This window comes from Pseudomonas sp. 102515, from assembly GCF_031085165.1.
GTDB lineage: Bacteria > Pseudomonadota > Gammaproteobacteria > Pseudomonadales > Pseudomonadaceae > Chryseomonas.
The window spans coordinates 593,651-613,793 of sequence record NZ_JAVHTY010000002.1 but is presented as its reverse complement, the minus strand read 5'-3'; the positions used below and the strand labels follow the sequence as shown (position 1 = coordinate 613,793).

Annotated in this window: 18 protein-coding genes and 3 tRNA genes; 5 read left to right on the top strand and 16 right to left on the bottom strand. The window is 65.3% G+C overall.

The window, feature by feature from the left end:
- Positions 1 to 10 precede the first annotated feature (10 nt).
- On the top strand, positions 11 to 2,632 hold the full coding sequence (locus RCF34_RS09830) for a ligase-associated DNA damage response DEXH box helicase (RefSeq protein WP_308707991.1): 2,622 nt from the start codon (positions 11 to 13) through the stop codon (positions 2,630 to 2,632).
- Here the strand turns inward: RCF34_RS09830 and RCF34_RS09825 are convergent.
- Both RCF34_RS09825 and RCF34_RS09820 read right to left on the bottom strand, forming a co-directional pair.
- Positions 2,586 to 3,437 (bottom strand): S1-like domain-containing RNA-binding protein, encoded by an 852-nt coding sequence (locus RCF34_RS09825; RefSeq protein WP_308707990.1) that lies wholly within the window; start codon positions 3,435 to 3,437, stop codon positions 2,586 to 2,588. The two genes, RCF34_RS09830 and RCF34_RS09825, sit on opposite strands and share 47 nt — an antisense overlap.
- A 339-nt stretch (positions 3,438 to 3,776) precedes the next feature.
- On the bottom strand, positions 3,777 to 4,046 hold the full coding sequence (locus RCF34_RS09820) for a hypothetical protein (protein ID WP_308707989.1): 270 nt from the start codon (positions 4,044 to 4,046) through the stop codon (positions 3,777 to 3,779).
- A gap of 831 nt (positions 4,047 to 4,877) precedes the next feature.
- Here RCF34_RS09820 and RCF34_RS09815 point away from each other — a divergent pair.
- From RCF34_RS09815 to dacB, 4 genes are all read left to right on the top strand, one after another.
- On the top strand, positions 4,878 to 5,087 hold the full coding sequence (locus RCF34_RS09815) for a cold-shock protein (RefSeq protein WP_007159089.1): 210 nt from the start codon (positions 4,878 to 4,880) through the stop codon (positions 5,085 to 5,087).
- Between the two features lie 107 nt (positions 5,088 to 5,194).
- Positions 5,195 to 5,851 (top strand): hypothetical protein, encoded by a 657-nt coding sequence (locus RCF34_RS09810; RefSeq protein ID WP_308707988.1) that lies wholly within the window; start codon positions 5,195 to 5,197, stop codon positions 5,849 to 5,851.
- A 26-nt stretch (positions 5,852 to 5,877) separates the two neighbouring features.
- Positions 5,878 to 6,027: a hypothetical protein gene (locus tag RCF34_RS09805; RefSeq protein WP_017639713.1), complete on the top strand. Its 150-nt coding sequence runs from the start codon at positions 5,878 to 5,880 to the stop codon at positions 6,025 to 6,027.
- A gap of 168 nt (positions 6,028 to 6,195) precedes the next feature.
- Positions 6,196 to 7,659: a D-alanyl-D-alanine carboxypeptidase/D-alanyl-D-alanine-endopeptidase gene (gene dacB / locus RCF34_RS09800; RefSeq protein WP_007159092.1), complete on the top strand. Its 1,464-nt coding sequence runs from the start codon at positions 6,196 to 6,198 to the stop codon at positions 7,657 to 7,659.
- 158 nt (positions 7,660 to 7,817) lie between these two features.
- Here the strand turns inward: dacB and RCF34_RS09795 are convergent, their stop codons facing one another.
- The 14 genes from RCF34_RS09795 to alaS all read right to left on the bottom strand — a co-directional run bounded on the left by RCF34_RS09795 (position 7,818) and on the right by alaS (position 20,000).
- Entirely contained in the window at positions 7,818 to 7,976 is a 159-nt protein-coding gene (locus tag RCF34_RS09795) for a DUF3309 family protein (RefSeq protein WP_007159093.1), read from the bottom strand.
- 203 nt (positions 7,977 to 8,179) lie between these two features.
- Entirely contained in the window at positions 8,180 to 9,835 is a 1,656-nt protein-coding gene (locus tag RCF34_RS09790; protein WP_308707987.1) for a cation acetate symporter, read from the bottom strand.
- Positions 9,832 to 10,143 (bottom strand): DUF485 domain-containing protein, encoded by a 312-nt coding sequence (locus tag RCF34_RS09785; RefSeq protein ID WP_133859542.1) that lies wholly within the window; start codon positions 10,141 to 10,143, stop codon positions 9,832 to 9,834. The genes RCF34_RS09790 and RCF34_RS09785 overlap by 4 nt, the downstream gene beginning before the upstream one ends.
- A gap of 96 nt (positions 10,144 to 10,239) precedes the next feature.
- Positions 10,240 to 11,142 carry an HlyD family secretion protein gene (locus RCF34_RS09780; protein ID WP_308707986.1) on the bottom strand — a complete coding sequence of 301 codons (903 nt, stop codon included), beginning with the start codon at positions 11,140 to 11,142 and terminating at the stop codon, positions 10,240 to 10,242.
- A gap of 27 nt (positions 11,143 to 11,169) precedes the next feature.
- Positions 11,170 to 11,373, bottom strand: a complete 204-nt coding sequence (locus RCF34_RS09775; RefSeq protein WP_042135685.1) for a DUF1656 domain-containing protein — start codon at positions 11,371 to 11,373, stop codon at positions 11,170 to 11,172.
- Positions 11,360 to 13,363, bottom strand: a complete 2,004-nt coding sequence (locus tag RCF34_RS09770) for an FUSC family protein (protein WP_374941173.1) — start codon at positions 13,361 to 13,363, stop codon at positions 11,360 to 11,362. The genes RCF34_RS09775 and RCF34_RS09770 overlap by 14 nt, the downstream gene beginning before the upstream one ends.
- Positions 13,364 to 13,515: 152 nt before the next feature.
- Positions 13,516 to 14,514 carry a tRNA-dihydrouridine synthase gene (locus RCF34_RS09765; RefSeq protein WP_308707984.1) on the bottom strand — a complete coding sequence of 333 codons (999 nt, stop codon included), beginning with the start codon at positions 14,512 to 14,514 and terminating at the stop codon, positions 13,516 to 13,518.
- 2 nt (positions 14,515 to 14,516) lie between these two features.
- Positions 14,517 to 14,957, bottom strand: coding sequence for a thioesterase family protein (locus tag RCF34_RS09760; protein ID WP_308707983.1), 441 nt, complete (start codon positions 14,955 to 14,957; stop codon positions 14,517 to 14,519).
- A gap of 143 nt (positions 14,958 to 15,100) precedes the next feature.
- A tRNA-Arg gene (locus RCF34_RS09755) sits at positions 15,101 to 15,177 on the bottom strand.
- 60 nt (positions 15,178 to 15,237) lie between these two features.
- Positions 15,238 to 15,314: transfer RNA gene (locus RCF34_RS09750), tRNA-Arg, on the bottom strand.
- Positions 15,315 to 15,420: 106 nt separating this feature from the next.
- Positions 15,421 to 15,511: transfer RNA gene (locus RCF34_RS09745), tRNA-Ser, on the bottom strand.
- Positions 15,512 to 15,572: 61 nt separating this feature from the next.
- The gene (gene csrA / locus RCF34_RS09740; RefSeq protein WP_084339110.1) at positions 15,573 to 15,758 is read right to left on the bottom strand and encodes a carbon storage regulator CsrA; all 186 of its coding nucleotides are present in this window, start codon (positions 15,756 to 15,758) and stop codon (positions 15,573 to 15,575) included.
- A gap of 155 nt (positions 15,759 to 15,913) precedes the next feature.
- Positions 15,914 to 17,149, bottom strand: coding sequence for an aspartate kinase (locus RCF34_RS09735; protein ID WP_308707982.1), 1,236 nt, complete (start codon positions 17,147 to 17,149; stop codon positions 15,914 to 15,916).
- A gap of 226 nt (positions 17,150 to 17,375) precedes the next feature.
- Complete coding sequence (gene alaS / locus RCF34_RS09730) at positions 17,376 to 20,000, bottom strand: alanine--tRNA ligase (protein ID WP_308707981.1); 2,625 nt, start codon at positions 19,998 to 20,000, stop codon at positions 17,376 to 17,378.
- Positions 20,001 to 20,143 lie beyond the last annotated feature (143 nt).

Sequence of the window (20,143 nt, the reverse complement as noted above, 5' to 3'; positions counted from 1 at the left end):
GAGCGCCACGATGGCCACCGCACCCCGCACGCGCAAGGGCCCTGGCAGTCGCTGGCTGGCCGCCCAGGGCTGGAAGGCCTTTCCCTTCCAGCGCGAGGTGGCCAAGGCCATCGCCGCCGGCGAATCCGGCCTGCTGCACGCCAACACCGGCTCGGGCAAGACCTACGCGGTCTGGCTGGCCGCCCTGGACGCCTTCGTCGCGCCCAGGCCGATCACCGCCAAGGGACTACCCAGCAAGCGCAAGCAGGCGCCCCCGCCGCTCACCGTGCTCTGGCTGACACCCATGCGCGCCCTGGCGGCGGACACCCTGCGCGCCCTGGAGCGGCCGGTGCTCGACGAAGAACTGGAGTGGACCCTGGGCCTGCGTACCGGCGACACCGGCGGCAGCGAGCGCGCCCGGCAGAATCGCCGCCTGCCGACGGCACTGGTGACCACCCCCGAAAGCCTGTCGCTGCTGCTGTCACGCGAGGATGCCCAGGACGCCCTGGGCCAGGTTCGCCTGGTGGTCATCGATGAATGGCACGAATTGCTCGGCAACAAACGCGGTACCCAGACGCAACTCGCCTTGGCCCGTCTGCGCCGCTGGAATCCCGGACTGCAGACCTGGGGCCTGTCGGCCACCCTCGGCAACCAGGCCCATGCGCTGGACGTGTTGCTGGCCGGCGCCCCGGGCCAGCTCGTCCAGGGTCGCCAGGACAAGCGCCTGCAGGTGGACACCCTGCTGCCCGAAGGCGGCGTCGAGCGCTTCGCCTGGGCCGGGCACCTGGGCATGCGGCTGCTGCAGCAGGTGATCCGCGAACTGGAAGACAGCCCCACCACCCTGGTCTTCACCAACACCCGCGCCCAGACCGAACTCTGGTACCAGGCCCTGCTGCAGGCGCGCCCGGACTGGGCCGGCCTGATCGCCCTGCACCATGGCTCCATCGAGAAGCAGGCCCGCGAGTGGGTGGAGGCCGGTCTCAAGAATGGCCAGCTCAAGGCGGTGATCTGTACCTCCAGCCTCGATCTCGGGGTGGACTTCCTGCCGGTGGAGCGGGTGCTGCAGATCGGCTCGCCCAAGAGCATCGCCCGGCTGCTGCAACGGGCCGGCCGCAGCGGCCATGCCCCGGGCCGCGCCTCGCGGGCGACCCTGGTGCCCACCTACAGCCTCGACCTGCTGGATGCGGCGGCCACCCGGCGTGCCATCACCGCGGGCGAGATCGAGGCGCGCACGGCCCCGGCCAAGCCCCTGGACGTCCTGGTGCAGCATCTGGTGACCGTCGCCCTGGGCGGCGGCTTCGAACCGGACGACCTGCTACCGGAGATCCGCAGCGCCTGGGCCTATCGCCACCTCAGCGAGGGCGAATGGATCTGGGCGCTGGCCTTCGTTCGCAACGGAGGCGCCTCGCTGTCGGCCTACCCGGACTATCGCCGCGCCGAGCCCGATGCCGAAGGCATCTGGCGGGTGCCCGACAAGCAGCTGGCCAAGCGGCATCGGCTGGGCATCGGCACCATCGTCAGCGAGACCAGCCTCAATGTGCAGTTCTGGTCCAAGGGTGGCGGCGGCAATCGCCTGGGCAATATCGAGGAAGGCTTCATCGCGCGGTTGAGACCCGGCGACCACTTCCTCTTCGCCGGTCGTACCCTGGAACTGGTACGGGTGGAGAACATGACGGTGTACGTGCGCCGTGCCAGCGGGCGCAAGGCTGCCATCCCACGCTGGAGCGGCAGTCGCATGCCCCTCTCGGACACCCTCGCCCAGCACGTGCTGGCCCTGCTCGAAGACGCCGAGGCCCAGCGATACGAGAGCCCGGAAATGCGCCTGCTGCAACCACTGCTGGATGTACAGCGGCATTGGTCGGCACTGCCCAGCGCCCATTACCTGCTCGCCGAGACCCTGGAATCCCGCGAAGGCTCGCACCTGTTCCTCTATCCCTTCGCCGGCCGCCATGCTCATCTGGGGCTGGCCAGCCTGCTGGCCTGGCGCCTGGCGCAGCGGCGCCCCTGCACCTTTTCCATCGCCGTCAACGACTACGGCCTGGAACTGGTCTCGCCGGTCAGCCTGGACTGGCAGGAACTACTCGATGCCAGCCTCTTCACCACCGACAACCTGGTCAGCGATACCCTGGCCAGCCTCAACGCCGCCGAACTCGCCCAGCGTCGCTTTCGCGAGATCGCCCGTATCTCGGGGCTGATCTTTTCCGGCTATCCGGGGGCGCACAAGAGCAACCGCCAGCTGCAGGCCAGCAGCAGCCTCTTCTATCAGGTCTTTCGCCAATACGACCCGGACAACCTGCTGCTCGGCCAGGCCCAGACGGAGGTCCTGCGCCAGGAACTCGATGCCGATCGCCTGCAGCAGACCCTGGCCCGCACCGGTGCCCTGCCCCTGCGCCTGGTGAACCTGGACCATCCCTCGCCCTTCGCGCTGCCACTCATGGTCGAGCGGTTGCGCGAGAGTCTGAGCTCGGAAAAGCTGGCCGACCGCATCACCCGCCTGGTCGGCGATCTGGAACGTGAAGCCGGGCCGGACGAGCGAGCCCGCGCCTTCGATCCCGGATCCCTGGTGCAACCCAGCCATGACAGCGATCTGACGCCCCGTCGTGGCGCTACTGCGCGGCGTCCTCGCGTACAGAAATCCGGTCGTCCTCGATAACGATCCGGCCCTGGCGATAGAGATGGCCGATGGCCTTCTTGAAGTTGCCCTTGCTGACGCCGAACAGCTGGTGGATCAGGGCTGGCGGACTGCTGTCGCTGAGCTCCAGCACCCCACCGCGCGCCTTGGCCAGGCCGATGATCTGCTCGGCGAGATCGGCGCCCGCGGCGGCTCCCTGGGCCTGCAGGGTCAGGCTGATCTTGCCGTCCGCCCGTATCTCGCGAATGAAGCCGCGCTCGCGTTGCCCCAGGCGCAGCGGCTTGAAGGCCTCGTTGCGATGCACCAGGCCCCAGTGCTTGTTGTCGACGATCACCTTGTAGCCGAGGTCGGTCTGCTCGACGACCAGCAGCGGCACCGGCTGGCCGACCTTGTAGCGCGGTGGGTCGCGATCCAGGTAGCGGTCCAGGCGTGCGGTTGCGACGATCCGCCGGGTGCGGGCGTCCAGGTGCACGTGCACCACGCAATGGTCGCCCACCTGCAGCGGACGCTTCTCTTCCGAGTGCGGCAGCAGCAGGTCCTTGGGCAGGCCCCAGTCGAGGAAGATCCCCACCCGGCCGACCTCCACCACACGCAGGCTGGCGAAGCCGCCGACCTGCACCTTCGGCTTCTCGGTGGTGGCGATCAGGCGGTCTTCGCTGTCCAGGTAGAGGAAGACGTTGAGCCAGTCGCCTTCGGCGCAGGGTTCGTCCCGTGGCGCATAGCGACGCGGCAGCAGCACCTCGCCGTCGTTGCCGGCATCCAGGAACAGACCGATGGGGGTGTTGCGTAAAATCTGCAAGCTGTTGAAGCGACCCAACAAGGCCATGAACGGAGACTCCTGTAGAAAGCGCTCCATTTTACCGCGATCATCGAAGCCACTGCTTGATCGCTAACCTGCACCATTGAAACGGTCGCTCAGCGTCACGCGCAGCGGTGATGGTGGCATGGCAGTGCTGGCATGACGAACCTCGACCCCGCCTGCCCCCTGCAGTGCTCGGCGCTATGCGTCGCAGGCGACACTCCTGCACTGCCTTGGGCCGAAGCCGCATGTCACAGCGGATGGCGGCTGCTGACGGCTTGGAACCGCTACCCGAGGGGAAGCAGCCCACGCTCGACCGAAAGGTGCGCGCCTACTGCCTCAGGTCGAATCCGGTGACCGCCTGGCTCAGGCGGTAAGGCAGTCAGCGGCGAGTGGAATCTCTATGAAGAGACCAACGGTGTCAGCCTCGACGCGCATCGCCGCCACGACCGTACTCAACAGGAACGGATTGGTAGCCTGCTCGTTGGTCACTATGCGCTGGGTCAGTTTGATCGCTTGGTGGGCGTGGTAAACCGCTATCAGTATCTCATCGAGGTTCAGGCGACGAAGCTCGACGCGGTATCCGGCGAGGCCATGGCCCAATGCGCGTCCTGCGCTTTCCAGTCCGTTCTTCACAGTAGATCCTTGGACCCTTGCGGTCCGGGGTAATGATTCGAACGGAATAATAGCACCTAGCCACCACCGACATTGAGCAGGCCATCACCGTTTCGACACCGCTGGCCCATGAGCCCCACCCCGCCCAGGCTGAGCCCTTGCCGGCAACGGCTGGGCATCGCTTCGGCCGGTTGCCTCGTATAGCGACCCGGGTACGACCCGCGTTCGCGTGCCTGAGCCATTGCCGTTATACCTCGTGACCCACGGCATCGTCGTCACAGCAGGCCAGGCGCTGCCCTCCCGGCCACGAAATAGCTCTGCATGGACGCCGGCTGGCGACCTCTCGCCGCTCAGGACCCCAGGTGTCGGCCTGAGCGAAATTCCGGCCTGCAACAAGGCTCAAAGGAGCATGCAGGTGTGCCTAGGGTCCTGAAAAAACGTGAAGAACCAACAGGCATGCACTACGATTTCCGAACACGACGTGCTGCCCAGCGTCTCGCTCCGCGGCACATCCTGTTCGGGAAACGATTCAGCACGGCTCGCGTCCCGCAGTCGACTCGTTTCATGCTTCAGGGGGCGATAGGGCTCCCCTCTTCCACCCTCCGTTCGACCGTGCCAGCAGCCGCTTCGACCATGGTCGGTAAAGTCAACATCGAGCAGCTCAAAGGTCTTGTTTTGCGCAAGCCAGTCTGAGACCATCCATCGCTGTCAGGTGAGGCTGTCTCCACAAAGCGGCTCACCTGTCGAGAACCTGGAGTACATCAGGGCCAGCTTTCGCGGCATGGGTTTCTCCTCGTTTCAAAACTGTCGTCCTTCGCGGACAACAACGTCATCTTATTCAAGGAGAAATCCATGTCTACTCGCCAAACTGGCACCGTCAAGTGGTTCAACGACGAGAAAGGCTTCGGCTTCATCACCCCCCAGAGCGGCCCGGACGTGTTCGTTCACTACCGTTCCATTCAGGGCAACGGCTTCAAGAGCCTGCAAGAAGGCCAGGCCGTTTCCTTCCTGGTCGTGCAAGGCCAGAAAGGCCTGCAGGCCGATGAGGTGCAGGTGATCTGATCACCCGCCTTCTCGAAAAAGCCCAACCCCCGGTTGGGCTTTTTTTTTTGCGCGGACGTTGGCCCCGCCAGCCTTCGCTATCGCCACTTAGGGATGAGGTGCGTTTCATGAAGACTCTCGCTGCCCTGCTCTGCCTGCTCCTGCTCGCCGGTTGCGCCGCCTTTCCCGGTGACGAACTCTCTTCCCAGCCATTCCGCGCGCCCCTGAGCGAGCAGCCGCAGCGCCCCAATGTGCTGGTGGAATTCAATTTCTATCGCGGCACTGTCGAGGACGCCAAGGACGCGACGTCGATCGCCGTCGCCCGCGAAGGCCTGAAGCCCCGGCTGCGCGAGATCCTGGAAGGCTCCCGGCTGTTCGACCGCATCACCCTGGTGCCGGAACCCGGCAGACCCGACGACGCCCTGCTACGCCTCAAGCTCTACAACAGCACCTCCTACGCCGCGGCCATCGCCAGTGGCCTGATCACCGGCGCCACTTTCTTTCTCGTCCCGGGTACCGCCAAGGACGATTATGTGCTGACCGCGGAATGGATCGCCGCGGGAAGCGGTCCTTCCACTCGCGTGCGCAACGCCAGCTCGGTGCGCACCTGGATGGGTGTCTGGTTCCTGCCCCTGGCCGCCAGCCATCAGGCCGGGACCGCCATCGAGGAAACCTTCGCCCGCCAGGTCAACGATGCCCTGCGCCAGCTACAAAGCGCCGGCGCGTTCGCCGACCACTCCTCGCCCCAGGGGAACGGCGAAACGCCTGCACCGGTCACACCTTGACCGGCAATCACGTAGACGAGGATCCCATGGCCGAAGAAAAGCGCAAAGCCGACGAACGCGAACTGCCCAAGGACGAAAAGCCCCTGCGCACCGAGCACGCCAAGACCGACGACGGACGCGATCCGCCTTCGCCCAACAGTCCGGACCGCACCAAGGACGCCACGGGCTACAACTGATCCCGCCCTTTCCAGAGACGACCGCCGAGGCGGTCGTTTCTTTGTCTGCGCCCTGCCGCTCGGGATTGGCTCGCCCCGCCCTCCTTACTGCATAATGCCCACACTACGACGTCTATCGGCCCCTTCTCTCTTCAACTAGGCCGGTACCCTGCCAAGGTGTGTGTCCCGATGCGAAAGACCTTCCGATCCCTGGGCCTGCTGCTGAGCTGCTGCGCCCTGGGCTTTTCCCTGCCCGTCAGTGCCGATACCTCCTACCTGCCGCCGCGAATCGAAAAGGCGATGCAGACCAACAAGATTCCCGGCAGCGACCTGTCGCTGGTGATGCTGCCCCTCGATGGCCCAGGCGAGAACGACTACTACAATGCCGACGTCTCGGTGAATCCGGCGTCGACCATGAAGTTGATCACCACCTTTGCCGCCCTGGAACTGCTGGGCCCCACCTACCAGTGGAAGACCGAGTTCTATACCGACGGCACGCTCAAGGACGGCATCCTCAACGGCAACCTCTATCTCAAGGGCGGTGGCGATCCCAAGCTGAACATGGAGCGGCTGTGGCTGCTCATGCGCGACCTGCGCGCCAACGGCGTGCTGGAAGTCACCGGTGACCTGGTACTGGATCGCGGTCGCTTCGTGAAGCCCAATCTGCCGGCCTTCAACGACGACGGCGAAGACGAGAACAAGACCTTCCTGGTCGGTCCGGATTCGCTGCTGGTCAATCTCAAGTCGGTGCGCATGGTGGTGCGCTCGGCCGATGGCCGGGTCAGCGTCTCCATGGATCCGCCGCTGACCAACGTCAACATCGACAACCAGATGCGCGCCACCGGCAAGAGTGGTTGCCCGGCCTGGCCGGAGGTGCGCTTCAATCCAGTGCCCCAGGCCGATGGCAGTACCAGCCTGGTGGTCAGTGGCCAGTTGCCGGACGGCTGCAACGCCCAGAGCTATCTGTCACTACTCGACCACCCGGCCTATACCGCCGGCGCGGTGCGGGCCATCTGGCAGGAACTGGGTGGCAGCATCAAGGGCCGTACCCGCGAGGGCAGCGTGCCGCGCAATGCCGAGGTGCTGGCGCGGGCCTTCTCGCCCGATGTGGTCGAGATCATTCGCGACATCAACAAGTACAGCAACAACACCATGGCGCAGCAGCTGTTCCTCTCCATAGGCGCGCAATTCCGCACCTCGGCGGATGCGGACGACAGCAAGGCGGCGCTGCGGGTCATCCGCTCGTGGCTGGCGCGCAAGGGCATCAACGCCAGTCACCTGATCATGGAGAACGGCTCCGGCCTGTCACGGACCGAGCGGGTCAGTGCCCGGGAGATGGCCGAGATCCTGCGCGCCGCCTGGCAGAGCCCCTATGGCCCGGAGTTCATCTCTTCGCTGCCGCTGGCGGGCATGGATGGCACCCTGCGCAAACGCATGAAGAATTCGCCGCTCACCGGCCAGGCACACATGAAGACCGGTACCCTGAACAACGTGCGCGCCCTGGCGGGCTTCGTCCGGGATGCCAACGCGCGCAACTGGGTGGTGGTCGCCATCCTCAACAGCAGCCGCCCCTGGGGTGCTTCGTCGATCCTGGACGAGGTGGTGCTGGATCTCTATCTGCGCAGCCGCCAGGACGGCGCGGTCGCCAACTGACGCGCAAAACAAAACCGGCGTCTGCTCGCGCAGACGCCGGTTTTGTTTACCACACTCGGCAAGGCAGGCCGGAAAGCCGACGTTACCGCGCTGCACCGCATTGGGCAAGAAGTTTGTCCAACGCACCCTTGTGGGGCATTTTCAGACCTTGGACGGGCCTAGATCATGCCGAGCAAGAGCAGCACCAGCAAGACGACCAGGATGGCACCCACGATACCGGACGGGCCATAGCCCCAGCTGCGCGAATGCGGGAATACCGGAAGTCCACCGATGAGCAGGACCAGCAGCACCAGAACCAGGATGGTCGAGAGAGTCATCTGCCATTCTCCATGAAGGCCAAGGGTCGACCGCCGCCGTAACAGGTCGATACGCAGCGACGGGCTTATTCCATGGACCCGCGCCAGCGACGGAAAATCCCGACGTCCTCCGGTATCCCTGCCCTTCCAGCCAAATTGGCGTTCTCACCCCCAAAGGAAAGCCCGGATCGGGGATCCGGGCTTGGTCTTGTCGCAGGTGTCTGTCAGTGCGAGACGGCGCCGCTGGCGCCCAGACCGGTCTGGGATCTCACGAACTGCGGATAGAAGCGCGCACGCTCTTCTTCGGCAGCCGCCGACTTGTCGGTGATGGAGAAGAACCAGATACCGATGAAGGCCACGGCGATGGAGAACAGCGCCGGGTATTCATAGGGGTAGATCGGCTTGGCATGACCGAGGATGGTCACCCAGATGGTCGGGCCGAGCACCATCAGGGCCACCGCGGTGATCAGGCCGAGCCAGCCACCGATCATGGCGCCCCGGGTGGTCAGACGCTGCCAGTACATCGAAAGCAGCAGGATCGGGAAGTTGCAACTGGCGGCGATGGAGAACGCCAGGCCCACCATGAAGGCGATGTTCTGCTTCTCGAAGAGGATGCCCAAGGCGATGGCGACCACGCCCAGCGCTACGGTGGTCATCTTGGAGACGCGGATCTCGTCCTTCTCGTTGGCCTTGCCCTGCTTGATCACGCTGGCGTAGAGGTCATGGGAGACCGCCGAAGCACCGGCCAGGGTCAGACCGGCGACCACCGCCAGGATGGTGGCGAAGGCCACCGCCGAGATGAAGCCCAGGAAGATGCTACCGCCCACGGCGTTGGCCAGGTGCACCGCCGCCATGTTGTTGCCACCCAGCAAGGCGCCGGCGGCGTCCTTGAAGGCCGGATTGGTACTGACCAGCAGGATGGCGCCAAAGCCGATGATGAAGGTCAGGATATAGAAATAGCCGATGAAGCCGGTGGCGTAGAACACACTCTTGCGGGCTTCCTTGGCGTCGCTGACGGTGAAGAAGCGCATCAGGATGTGCGGCAGGCCGGCGGTGCCGAACATCAGCGCCAGACCCAGGGAGAAGGCCGAGATCGGATCCTTCACCAGGCCGCCGGGACTCATGATGGCCTCGCCCTTCGGGTGCACGGCGATGGCTTCGGCGAACAGTCGGTTGAAGTCGAAGCCGACGTGCTTCATCACCATGAAGGCCATGAAGCTGGCACCGGACAGCAGCAGCACCGCCTTGATGATCTGTACCCAGGTGGTGGCCAGCATGCCGCCGAAGAGCACATAGAGCACCATCAGGATACCCACCAGCACCACGGCGATGCTGTAGTCCAGGCCGAACAGCAGCTGGATCAGCTTGCCGGCACCGACCATCTGGGCGATCAGGTAGAGAGCGACCACCACCAGCGAACCGCAGGCGGACAGAGTACGGATGTCCTTCTGCTTGAGGCGATAGGACGCCACGTCGGCGAAGGTGTACTTGCCCAGGTTGCGCAGGCGCTCGGCGATCAGGAACAGGATGATCGGCCAGCCCACCAGGAAGCCGATGGAGTAGATCAGGCCGTCGTAGCCGGAGGTGAACACCAGGGCGGAAATGCCCAGGAAGGAGGCGGCCGACATGTAGTCACCGGCGATCGCCAGGCCGTTCTGGAAACCGGTGATGCGTCCACCGGCGGCGTAGTAGTCCGCGGCGGAGCGATTGCGTTTGGAAGCCCAGTAGGTGATACCCAGGGTGGCCCCGACGAAGGCCACGAACATCAGGATGGCGGAGACGTTCAGGGGTTGGCGCTGGACCGCGCCACTGATGGCATCGGCGGCCCAGAGCGAAGGCGAGAGGGCCAGCAGCGCGGCGGCCAGGGAAAGACGTCTCATGGCTGCACCTCCCGGAGGATTTCCGCGTTGAGCCGATCGAATTCGCCATTGGCCCGGCGGACGTAGATGCCGGTCAGGACGAAGGCCGAGAGGATCAGACCGACGCCCAGGGGAATGCCCCAGGTCATGGCGGTCTCCGCATGGATACGGGTGCCGAGGACCTTGGGGGCGAAGGCGATCAGGAGGATGAAGGCGGAATAGAGTCCGAGCATGATGGCCGAAAGCGTCCAGGCGAATCGCCCGCGTTTCGCCACCAGTTCCTGGAAACGCGGACTGGCTTCAATCCGCCGGTAGGTGCTGTCATTCATTATTGTTGTTCCTTACAGCATGACGGGAGCGTCGAGCTCTACTCTAGGCCCGCCCGGTAAGGCTTCCAGACGACTTTAGTCGTACCCCTCCAGACCTCAGTAATCCCAGAGCCGACGCCAGCCCTGCAGCGGATGCCGGCCTTCGCCATCGAGCACCGAAACGCTCGCCGTCATCCCCGCGCTGAGGTGGATATCCGCCGGTACGTCGAGCAGTTCGATACGCACCGGAATGCGCTGTGCCAGGCGCACCCAGTTGAAGGTCGGCTCGACAGTGGCCAGCAACTGGGCATCGTTGGCCGCATTACGATCGGTGATGCCGCTGCTGATGCTCGCCACCCGCCCCTGCAGCGGCGCGGCCTGGTTCATCAGGCGCACCCGTACCGCATCGCCCGGATGGATATGGGGAATCTTGGTCTCCTCGAAATAGGCCATGACGTAGAAGGAACGGGTATCCACCAGCGCCATCACCGCCTGGCCGGTCTGTACATAGTTGCCCTCGGCGAACCTGAGGTTGGTGATCCGCCCTTCCCGCGGCGCCAGTACCCGGCTGCGATCCAGGTTGATCTGGGCCAGGTTCACGTCGCTCAGGGCCTCCTGGTACTGGCTGCGGGCGACCGCCACGTTGACCTGGGCGGTCTCGCGGTCCTCGGCGCTGATGGCACTGGAGCCCAGCCGCTGGCGCCGCGCCGACTCGCTTTCGCGCAGGCGCAACTGCTGCTGGCGCGTGTCGGCCACCGCCTTGGCATGGTCGAGATTGGCCTGATAGCGCTGCTGGTCGATCTGCAGGAGCAGGTCGCCGCGCTTCACCAGCTGGTTGTCCACCACCGCCAGGCGCGTCACCCAGCCCGACACGTCGGGCGCCACCACCACCACATCCGCCCGTACCCGCGCATCGCGGGTCCAGGGTGTGTAGAGATAGAAATGCCACAGCCAGGTGCCGGCCAGGATGGCGAGCAGCACCACGATCAGGGTTATCGCCACACGCAGGGTCTTGTGCATCGCCTTGGGGATCCTCTTGTCAGGGGCTCAGGTGGCCAGGACAGCGACGAGGCCGGCCAGCCAGAGCACGAACAGCGCACAGCCGAACAGGGCGCTGTGCCACAGATGGCGGCCGAGGCCACTACGCTGCAGCAGCCACAGCGACAGCGCCGTCAGCAGCAGCGCCAGGACGCCATAGACGAACAGCGGCCCCAGATAGACCCCGCCGATGGCCCATTCATGCAGATTCATCCGCGCCCTCCTCCGCTACTGCCTTCAGACAACAGCCACGCCAGGTCTGCTGGAGCTGGCCGATGGCGCCGCGCGCCAGGCGATGCGGTTCATCGTCGGGGGCCTGGTCCAGCGCCAGGCGCAGGCGCTCCGCCGCGCTATCCAGCGCCCCCGGCTGCAGGTCTCCGAAGCCCACCGCCAGCTGTTCGGCGAAGCGCCCCAGAAAGACATCCCGTGCCCGCGCCACTTCGCCCTGCGCACCCGCCAGGCAGGCCCGCAGGTGCAGCAGTTCATTGCCCAGATCAAGCGCCAGCAGCCCCTGCTCCCAGCGCCCGCGTTCGCCGGCCGACAACTGCTCGATGTGCCGCGCCAGCAGCAGCAGGCGGTCCGCCATCCGCCCGCCGAACCAGGTTTCGGCATTGGCCAGGGGGACCGCGGTCAGCCGCTGCAGGTCGTAGGTGGTGGCCTCGAGGATGCGGCGACTGGTACGCCGCGGCGTCCGCAGACTGATCAGCCGGAACATGAGCACGGCCGAACCGACGCCGATCAGCAGACTCTGCAGCTGGTTGAGCAAGGCGCCCATTTCCACCTGGCCGTGGTTGTCGGGCGAGACCAGCACCAGCAGATGGATGGCGAAGGCCGTCGCTGTCCCCACCACGCCGGGAGGCCCGGCCATCCCCAGGGCGGCGAAGAACAGCGGCACCCCCAGCACCAGGCACAGCAACGGATAACCGCTGATCTGCGGCAGCAGCACCTGGCTGACGAGAATGGCGACCGGTGCGGCGTAGAGGATGCCCCGCAGGAAACCGAGGCCGATGGCGGCGGCATTGTCGCGATTGGCGAACAGGCTGCAGATGACGCCGGCCATCAGCATGGCGCCTGGTGCGGACGGCCAGGCACTGGCCAGCCAGAAGACGCCTACGGCGAGCAGCGCACAGGCGCTGCGCAGGCCATAGAGCAGCGCTGTCTGAACATCGCGATGGCGGGCCAGCGCCGAGGGCGCCACGGCGCTGAGCTGCGCCGTGTGGACGCTGTCCAGGGCGCGACCGGCGAGCAGGATCTTGTCCAGCAGGATGGCGAAACGAGCCAGCAGATAGCGCTGGTCGTTGTCGAGCTGTGGCGAGGTGCCGGCAGCCTCTCTCAGACGCTGCAGGAGGGCTTCCAGGGCCGCAGTCTGGGGGTTGGCCAGGGTCACCAGCAGTTCGTCGCGCCAGGGCTGCAGCACGGTCCTCCGCGGCTCGTCCAGGCCACGCCACTGGCGCATGGCGCCGCGAGCGGTGCGCAGCAGGCTGAGCAGGTCCCGCGAGAGCAGGCGCAACGCCCTGGCGCGCTGCCGTCCGCGCTGGCCTTCGAACCAGGCGTGATCGCGCTGGGCATCCACCGCCACCACCTGACCGAGCATGGCCAGCAGCCCCTGGGTAGCATCCTGGGCCTCGGCCAGCTCCGCCCGCGCCGCAGCCACGCCCTGCTCCCAGGTGCGCCGCGCCTGGGCGGCCAGATTCTGCTCCACGCGCTGCGGCCAGAACAGTGCGCTGACCGCCGAGGCCACGACGATACCCAGGCAGATCTCGGTACAGCGGGCCACCGCCTGGTCGAACACCGTCAGCGGATGGGCGATGGCGGGCAGGCCGATGATGGCGACCGTATAGCCGGCCAGCACGAAGCCATAGGCGACGTGATTGCGCAGCAGGGTCGAGGCCGCGGTGCACAGGGCCATCCAGCCGGCCAGGGCGAGGAGGAACAACCAGGGCGTCTGGGCGAAGAAGCCCATGAGCACCACCGCCATGCAGGTGCCGACGAGGGTGCCGAGCAGGCGGAACAGGCCCTTGGCCAGCACCATGCCGGACAGCGGCTGGGAGACGATCATCACCGTCATGCAGGCCCAGACCGGCTGTTCGAGACTGAAGCGAAAGGCCAGCCAGAGCGCCAGTCCGGCGGCGAACAGGGTCTTGCCGGCAAAGAGGAGCGCGGTGGGCGTGGGAGCGAGAAAGACCGTCCAGGGTAGACGCACGTCGGCTCTTGGATTGCGGGGCATCCAGCATAGGCCGCACGGCCCAGGCGAAGTTCCAGCGGTCATCCCGGACGAAAAAAGGCGACCCGGGGTCGCCTGAAGTGCCTTGCGTGCTCGAACGACGACGCTCCGTCGTCACCACTCCCTGCAGACTAGCCGAGTTGCAGCCGCCGCTCTTGATCGAGATCAAGGTTTGCCGGGTTTTGTCCGGCCATGCCGAGCAAGTGGTCGATCAGGGCGCAATCGGATTCGCGCCGCACCTGGGCGAACAGGGCCGCGGCCTCGGGATAGCTGCGCGTCAGCATGCCGAGCCACTGCTTGAGGCGCCCCGGGGCATAGCGCGGCGCCAGCTTGCGTTGCGCCATGCTCCAGAAGCGCTGCACCCGTGGCAGGATCTCGGCCCAGCTTTGCGGGACGGTCTCTTCGCCACGTACGGCGGCGGCGATCTGCAGCGCAAGGTCCGGTCGCGAGACCAGACCGCGGCCCAGCATGACCGAGGCCTGACCACTGACACTGCGGCAGCGCCAGTAGTCGTCCAGGGTCCAGATCTCGCCATTGGCCAGCACGGGCACGGACACGCGGTCAGCCACCCGCGCCACCCACTCCCAGTGCGCCGGCGGACGATAGCCCTCGACCTTGGTCCGCGCATGAACCACCAGCTGTGCCGCGCCACCCTCGGCCAGCGCCTCGGCGCAGGCCAGGGCGCTGTTCGGGCTGTCATAACCCAGGCGCATCTTGGCGGTGACCGGAATGTGCGCCGGAACGGCCCGGCGCACGCTGTCGACAATGCGGTTGAGCAGCTCCGGCTCCTTGAGCAGCACCGCCCCGCCGCGGGACTTGTTGACGGTCTTGGCCGGGCAGCCGAAGTTGAGATCGATCACCGGCGCGCCCAGGGTGCAGGCAAAGGCCGCGTTGTCGGCCAGGCAGGCCGGATCCGAGCCCAGCAGCTGCACCCGCATGGGCGTACCCGACGGCGTGTGCGCGCCCTGTTCCAGTTCCGGCGCCAGCTTGGCGAAGGCCGCCGCCGGCAGCAGGCGATCGCAGACGCGGATGAATTCGCTCACGCACCAGTCGAGTCCACCGACCTCGGTCAGCAATTCGCGCAGGATGTCATCGACGAGGCCCTCCATGGGCGCCAGGGCGATCTCCATGGTCAGACGTCCTCGCCGGGCAGCGCCTGGCCATAGCCGGCGAGGAATTCGGGTGGCATGCGCCTGGGCTTGCCGGAGGACAGCTCGATGCAGACGAAGGTCGTCCGGGCGCGCAGCAGGGTCACGCCATCGGCGGGCCGCTGCAGCTGGAATTGCCGCGTCATGCGCAGGCGTCGATCCCAGTCCACCAGCCAGGTGCCCAGCACCAGCTCATCGTCCCGATAGCCGCTGCTGAGGTAGTCGATCTCATGACGCACCACGGCCATGGCGCGATCCAGGCGCTGGAAGGTGGCCAGATCCAGGCCCAGGACCGCCGAGTGCTGCCAGGCGCAGCGTTCGAGCCAGGCGACGTAGACGGCGTTGTTGGCATGGCCCAGGCCGTCGATGTGCTTGGCACCGATGCGCAGCGGCAGGAGATGGGGATTCGGTCTGTCCCACTGCATGAAGAGACCCTCTCGCGGGCAAGGTCGAAGGACGGGAGCGCCAGACCGGATACGAACCTGGCCAAGTCATCGGTCGCGGATACTGGCATGAATCCACGGACAATAAAAAAGGGCCTGCATCGCTGCAGGCCCTTCTTCATGTTTGGCGCACTCGGGAGGATTCGAACCTCCGACCGCTCGGTTCGTAGCCGAGTACTCTATCCAGCTGAGCTACGAGTGCGTTTCGGTGAGTTTAACCAGAACACCGCTGGTACTGCTGAAGCCAGAGGCTTCGTCGATTTGGCGCACTCGGGAGGATTCGAACCTCCGACCGCTCGGTTCGTAGCCGAGTACTCTATCCAGCTGAGCTACGAGTGCGTTGAAGCTGCGTATTCTAGCGTCCGTTTCTGACGTGTCAAGCAAATCTGCTTGTTTATCAGGTACTTACCAATCGGTCAGTACAGCGTAGCCAGTTTGAAGCAAATGGCGGTGAGGGAGGGATTCGAACCCTCGACACCCTTTTGAGGTGTACTCCCTTAGCAGGGGAGCGCCTTCGGCCACTCGGCCACCTCACCGCAACGGGGCGAAACTATATCGAAGGTTTGCCCGTTTGCAAAGAGAAAATTTCAAAAAAAATCAGTGGCTTGGTTCTTGGTCCTTTTCCTTCTGGATGCGCTGATAGATTTCCTCGCGATGAACCGCGACTTCCTTGGGTGCATTGACACCGATGCGGACCTGGTTGCCCTTGACTCCCAGTACCGTCACGGTGACTTCGTCACCCACCATCAGGGTCTCACCAACCCGACGAGTCAAAATAAGCATTCCATTCTCCTTAAGCTTTAACTCAGTCTGCACGTATAAACCGAAACGATCCCTGAATGGACCCTCTAGTCGCTATTGACCTCTGTCCATGCAAGTAAAGTTCCGTAGAACCCGCGTCGGATGAGGTCCCTGTGGCAGGGACCTCATCCGACCGGTCACTCGGCGCCGCGTGCGGGGGCGTCGAGCTCGAAAGCGGTGTGCAGCGCCCGAACGGCCAGCTCGAGGTATTTCTCCTCGATGACCACCGACACCTTGATCTCGGAGGTGGAGATCATCTGGATGTTGATGCTCTCCTTGGCCAGGGCTTCGAACATCTGGCTGGCCACGCCGGCATGGGATCGCATGCCGACGCCGACGATGGAGACCTTGGCGATCTTGATGTCGCCCACGGATTCGCGGGCACCGATCTCGACACCGGTGCGCTTGAGGATCTCCAAGGCCGCCTGGTAGTCGTTACGGTGCACGGTGAAGGTGAAGTCGGTGGTGTTATCGTGCGCGACGTTCTGCACGATCATGTCGACTTCGATGTTGGCCGCGCTGATCGGGCCGAGGATCTTGAAGGCCACGCCGGGGGTATCCGGCACACCGCGAATGGTCAGCTTGGCTTCGTCACGGTTGAAGGCGATGCCGGAGATGATCGGCTGTTCCATGGATTCCTCTTCATCAAGGGTAATGAGGGTGCCCGGACCCTCCTGAAAGCTGTGCAGCACGCGCAGCGGCACGTTGTACTTGCCGGCGAACTCCACCGAACGGATCTGCAGCACCTTGGAGCCGAGGCTGGCCATTTCCAGCATTTCCTCGAAGGTGATCTTGTCCAGGCGCTGGGCCTGGGGCACCACGCGCGGATCGGTGGTGTAGACGCCGTCGACGTCGGTGTAGATCTGGCACTCGTCGGCCTTCAGCGCGGCCGCCAGGGCCACGCCGGTGGTGTCGGAGCCACCACGGCCCAGGGTGGTGATGTTGCCCTGCTCGTCGACGCCCTGGAAGCCGGCCACGACCACGACCTTGCGCGCCTTGAGGTCAGCGCGAATGCGGGCATCGTCGATCTGCTGGATGCGCGCCTTGGTGTGGGCGCTGTCGGTGAGGATGCGCACCTGGCTGCCCGTGTAGGAGACCGCCTGGACGCCGCGCTTGAGCAAGGCCATGGACAGCAGCCCGATGGTGACCTGCTCACCGGTGGAGACCATGACATCCAGCTCGCGCGGATCGGGTTGCTCCATGATCTGCTTGGCGAGGCCGATCAGGCGATTGGTCTCGCCACTCATGGCGGAGACCACCACGACGATCTGGTCGCCCGCTTCATGGAAGCGTTTCACCTTCTCGGCGACCTGCTCGATACGCTCCACCGTACCCACCGAGGTACCGCCGAATTTCTGTACGATCAATGCCATTGCTTGCTGCCCGTCCGCAGAAAAATCTGATTCATGTTGTTGAGTGAGGTCGCGGGCCGCCCTCCCCGGCGACCTGAGCCCGTTCATAATCTGCTGCGCGTCGGCCAAACGGCGTTGGAATTGCTTTCGGAATGCTCATTTACCATTCGTAAACTCGAACGCGAGTCCGATCCGCTTCCTCAAGCACTTCCGCCTTGTTTGGCTCTAGCTCGCGAGATTATGGCTCCTATAGGCTTTCCTCGGCGTACTGGCCGGCACAGGCCAGGGCCGCTTCGAGCTGGCTGGCATCGGTGCCGCCGCCCTGGGCCATGTCCGGACGACCGCCGCCCTTGCCACCGACCACGGCCGCAGCGCGCTTCATCAGCTCGCCGGCCTTGAGCTTGGCGGTCAGGTCGGCGGTGACGCCGGCCACCAGCACCACCTTGCCGTCGGCTTCGCCACCCAGCAGGATCATGCCGCTGCCGAGCTTGTTCTTGAGCTGGTCGACCAGCGCCAGCAGCGCCTTGCCGTCGAGACCGTCGAGGCGGGCGGTAAGCACCTTGGCGCCCTTGACGTCCTGCGCCTGGTCCACCAGGTCACCGGCCGAAGCGCTGGCGGCCTTGGCCTTGAGCTGCTCGATTTCCTTTTCCAGCTGGCGATTGCGCTCGACCAGCGCGGCCAGCTTGTCCAGCACGTTGTCGCGACTGCCCTTGAGCAGGCTGGCGGCTTCGCGTAGCTGCTCCTCGGCGCCATTGAGGTAGGCCAGGGCCGCGGTGCCGGTGATGGCTTCCACGCGGCGCACGCCGGAGGCCACGCCGCCTTCGCTGACCAGCTTGAGCAGGCCGATGTCGCCGGTCTGGGCCACGTGGGTGCCGCCGCACAGCTCGACGGAGAATTCACCGCCCATGCCGACCACGCGCACCACGTCGCCATACTTCTCGCCGAACAGCGCCATGGCGCCGCGGGCCTTGGCCTCGTCGATGGCCATGACTTCGGTGGTCACCGCGCTGTTCTTGCGGATCTCTTCGTTGACGATGGTCTCGATGCGTTTGAGCTCCTCGGGCTTGATGGCCTCGAAGTGGCTGAAGTCGAATCTCAGGCGCTGGTCGTTGACCAGGGAGCCCTTCTGGTGGACGTGATCGCCCAGCACCTGGCGCAGCGCGGCGTGCAGCAGGTGGGTACCGGAGTGGTTCAGGGCGATGCCCTGGCGGCGACCGGCGTCGACCTGGGCCATGAGCGCGGTACCGACGTTGAGGCTGCCCTTGGTCACCACGCCATGGTGCAGGAAGGCACCCTGGGTCTTGGTGGTGTCGCGCACGGCAAAGCCGACGCCGGCGCTTTCCAGGGTACCGGTATCACCGACCTGGCCACCGGATTCACCGTAGAACGGCGTCTGGTCGAGGATGACCACGCCCTCCTCGCCTTCGGCCAGGCTGTCCACCGGCTGACCGGCGCGGTACAGGGCGACGATGGTGCCCGAGGCGCTGGTGGTGTCGTAGCCGAGGAAACGGGTTTCGCCCTCGACCTTGACCAGGCTGTTGTAATCCACGCCAAAGGCGCTGGCGGAACGGGCGCGCTCGCGCTGGGCCTCCATCTCGCGCTCGAAACCGGCCTCGTCGAGGTTGAGGTTGCGCTCGCGGGCGATGTCGTTGGTCAGGTCGACCGGGAAGCCGTAGGTGTCATAGAGCTTGAACACCACGTCACCGGGGATGGTGTCGCCCTGCAGGTGCGCCAGATCCTGCTCGAGGATCTTCAGGCCCTGCTCCAGGGTCTTGGCGAACTGCTCTTCCTCGGTGCGCAGCACGCGCTCGATGTGCGCCTGCTGCTGGACCAGCTCGGGATAGGCCTGGCCCATCTCGGCCACCAGGGCGGCGACGATCTTGTGGAAGAAGGTGCCCTTGGCGCCCAGCTTGTTGCCATGACGGCAGGCGCGGCGAATGATGCGACGCAGCACGTAGCCGCGGCCTTCATTGGACGGCAGCACGCCATCGGCGATCAGGAAACTGCAGGAGCGGATGTGGTCGGCCACTACCTTGAGCGACGGGGCGTCGTCATTGGCGCAGCCGATGGCTGCGGCCGAGGCCGCCAGCAGTTGCTGGAACAGGTCGATCTCGTAGTTCGAATGCACGTGCTGCAGCACCGCGCTCACCCGCTCCAGGCCCATGCCGGTGTCGACGCTGGGCGCCGGCAGCGGGTGCAGGACGCCATCGGCGGTGCGGTTGAACTGCATGAAGACGTTGTTCCAGATCTCGATGTAGCGATCGCCGTCCTCTTCCGGCGAGCCGGGCGGGCCGCCCCAGATCTCGGCACCGTGGTCGAAGAAGATCTCGGTGCAGGGACCGCAGGGACCGGTGTCGCCCATGGTCCAGAAGTTGTCCGAGGCATAGGGCGCGCCCTTGTTGTCGCCGATGCGCACCATCTGTGCCTCGGGCACCCCGACATCCTTGGTCCAGATGTCGTAGGCCTCGTCATCGGTGGCATAGACGGTGACCCAGAGCTTCTCCCGGGGCAGACCCAGCCACTGGGGCGAGGTGAGGAATTCCCAGGCGAAGGTGATGGCGTCGCGCTTGAAGTAGTCGCCGAAGCTGAAGTTGCCCAGCATCTCGAAGAAGGTGTGGTGACGCGCCGTGTAGCCGACGTTCTCCAGGTCGTTGTGCTTGCCGCCCGCGCGCACGCACTTCTGGCTGGTGGCGGCGCGGGTGTAGCTGCGCTTTTCCATGCCGAGGAAGCAGTCCTTGAACTGGTTCATCCCGGCGTTGGTGAACAGCAGGGTCGGATCGTTCGCGGGGATCAGCGAACTGGAGGCGACCCGGGTGTGCCCCTTCTCTTCGAAGAAGCGGAGGAAGGCTTCACGGATTTCGGCGCTTTTCATATTCATTCCAGACAATGGGCTTTTCGACGCGCGTGACGGGCATCCGACTGGATCACAGACGAGACGAACGGAGCGGGCGCCGCAGACGCGGCACGTGCGGAAAACGGACACGCATGCCTGGGAGTATATCGACGCCCGCGCCC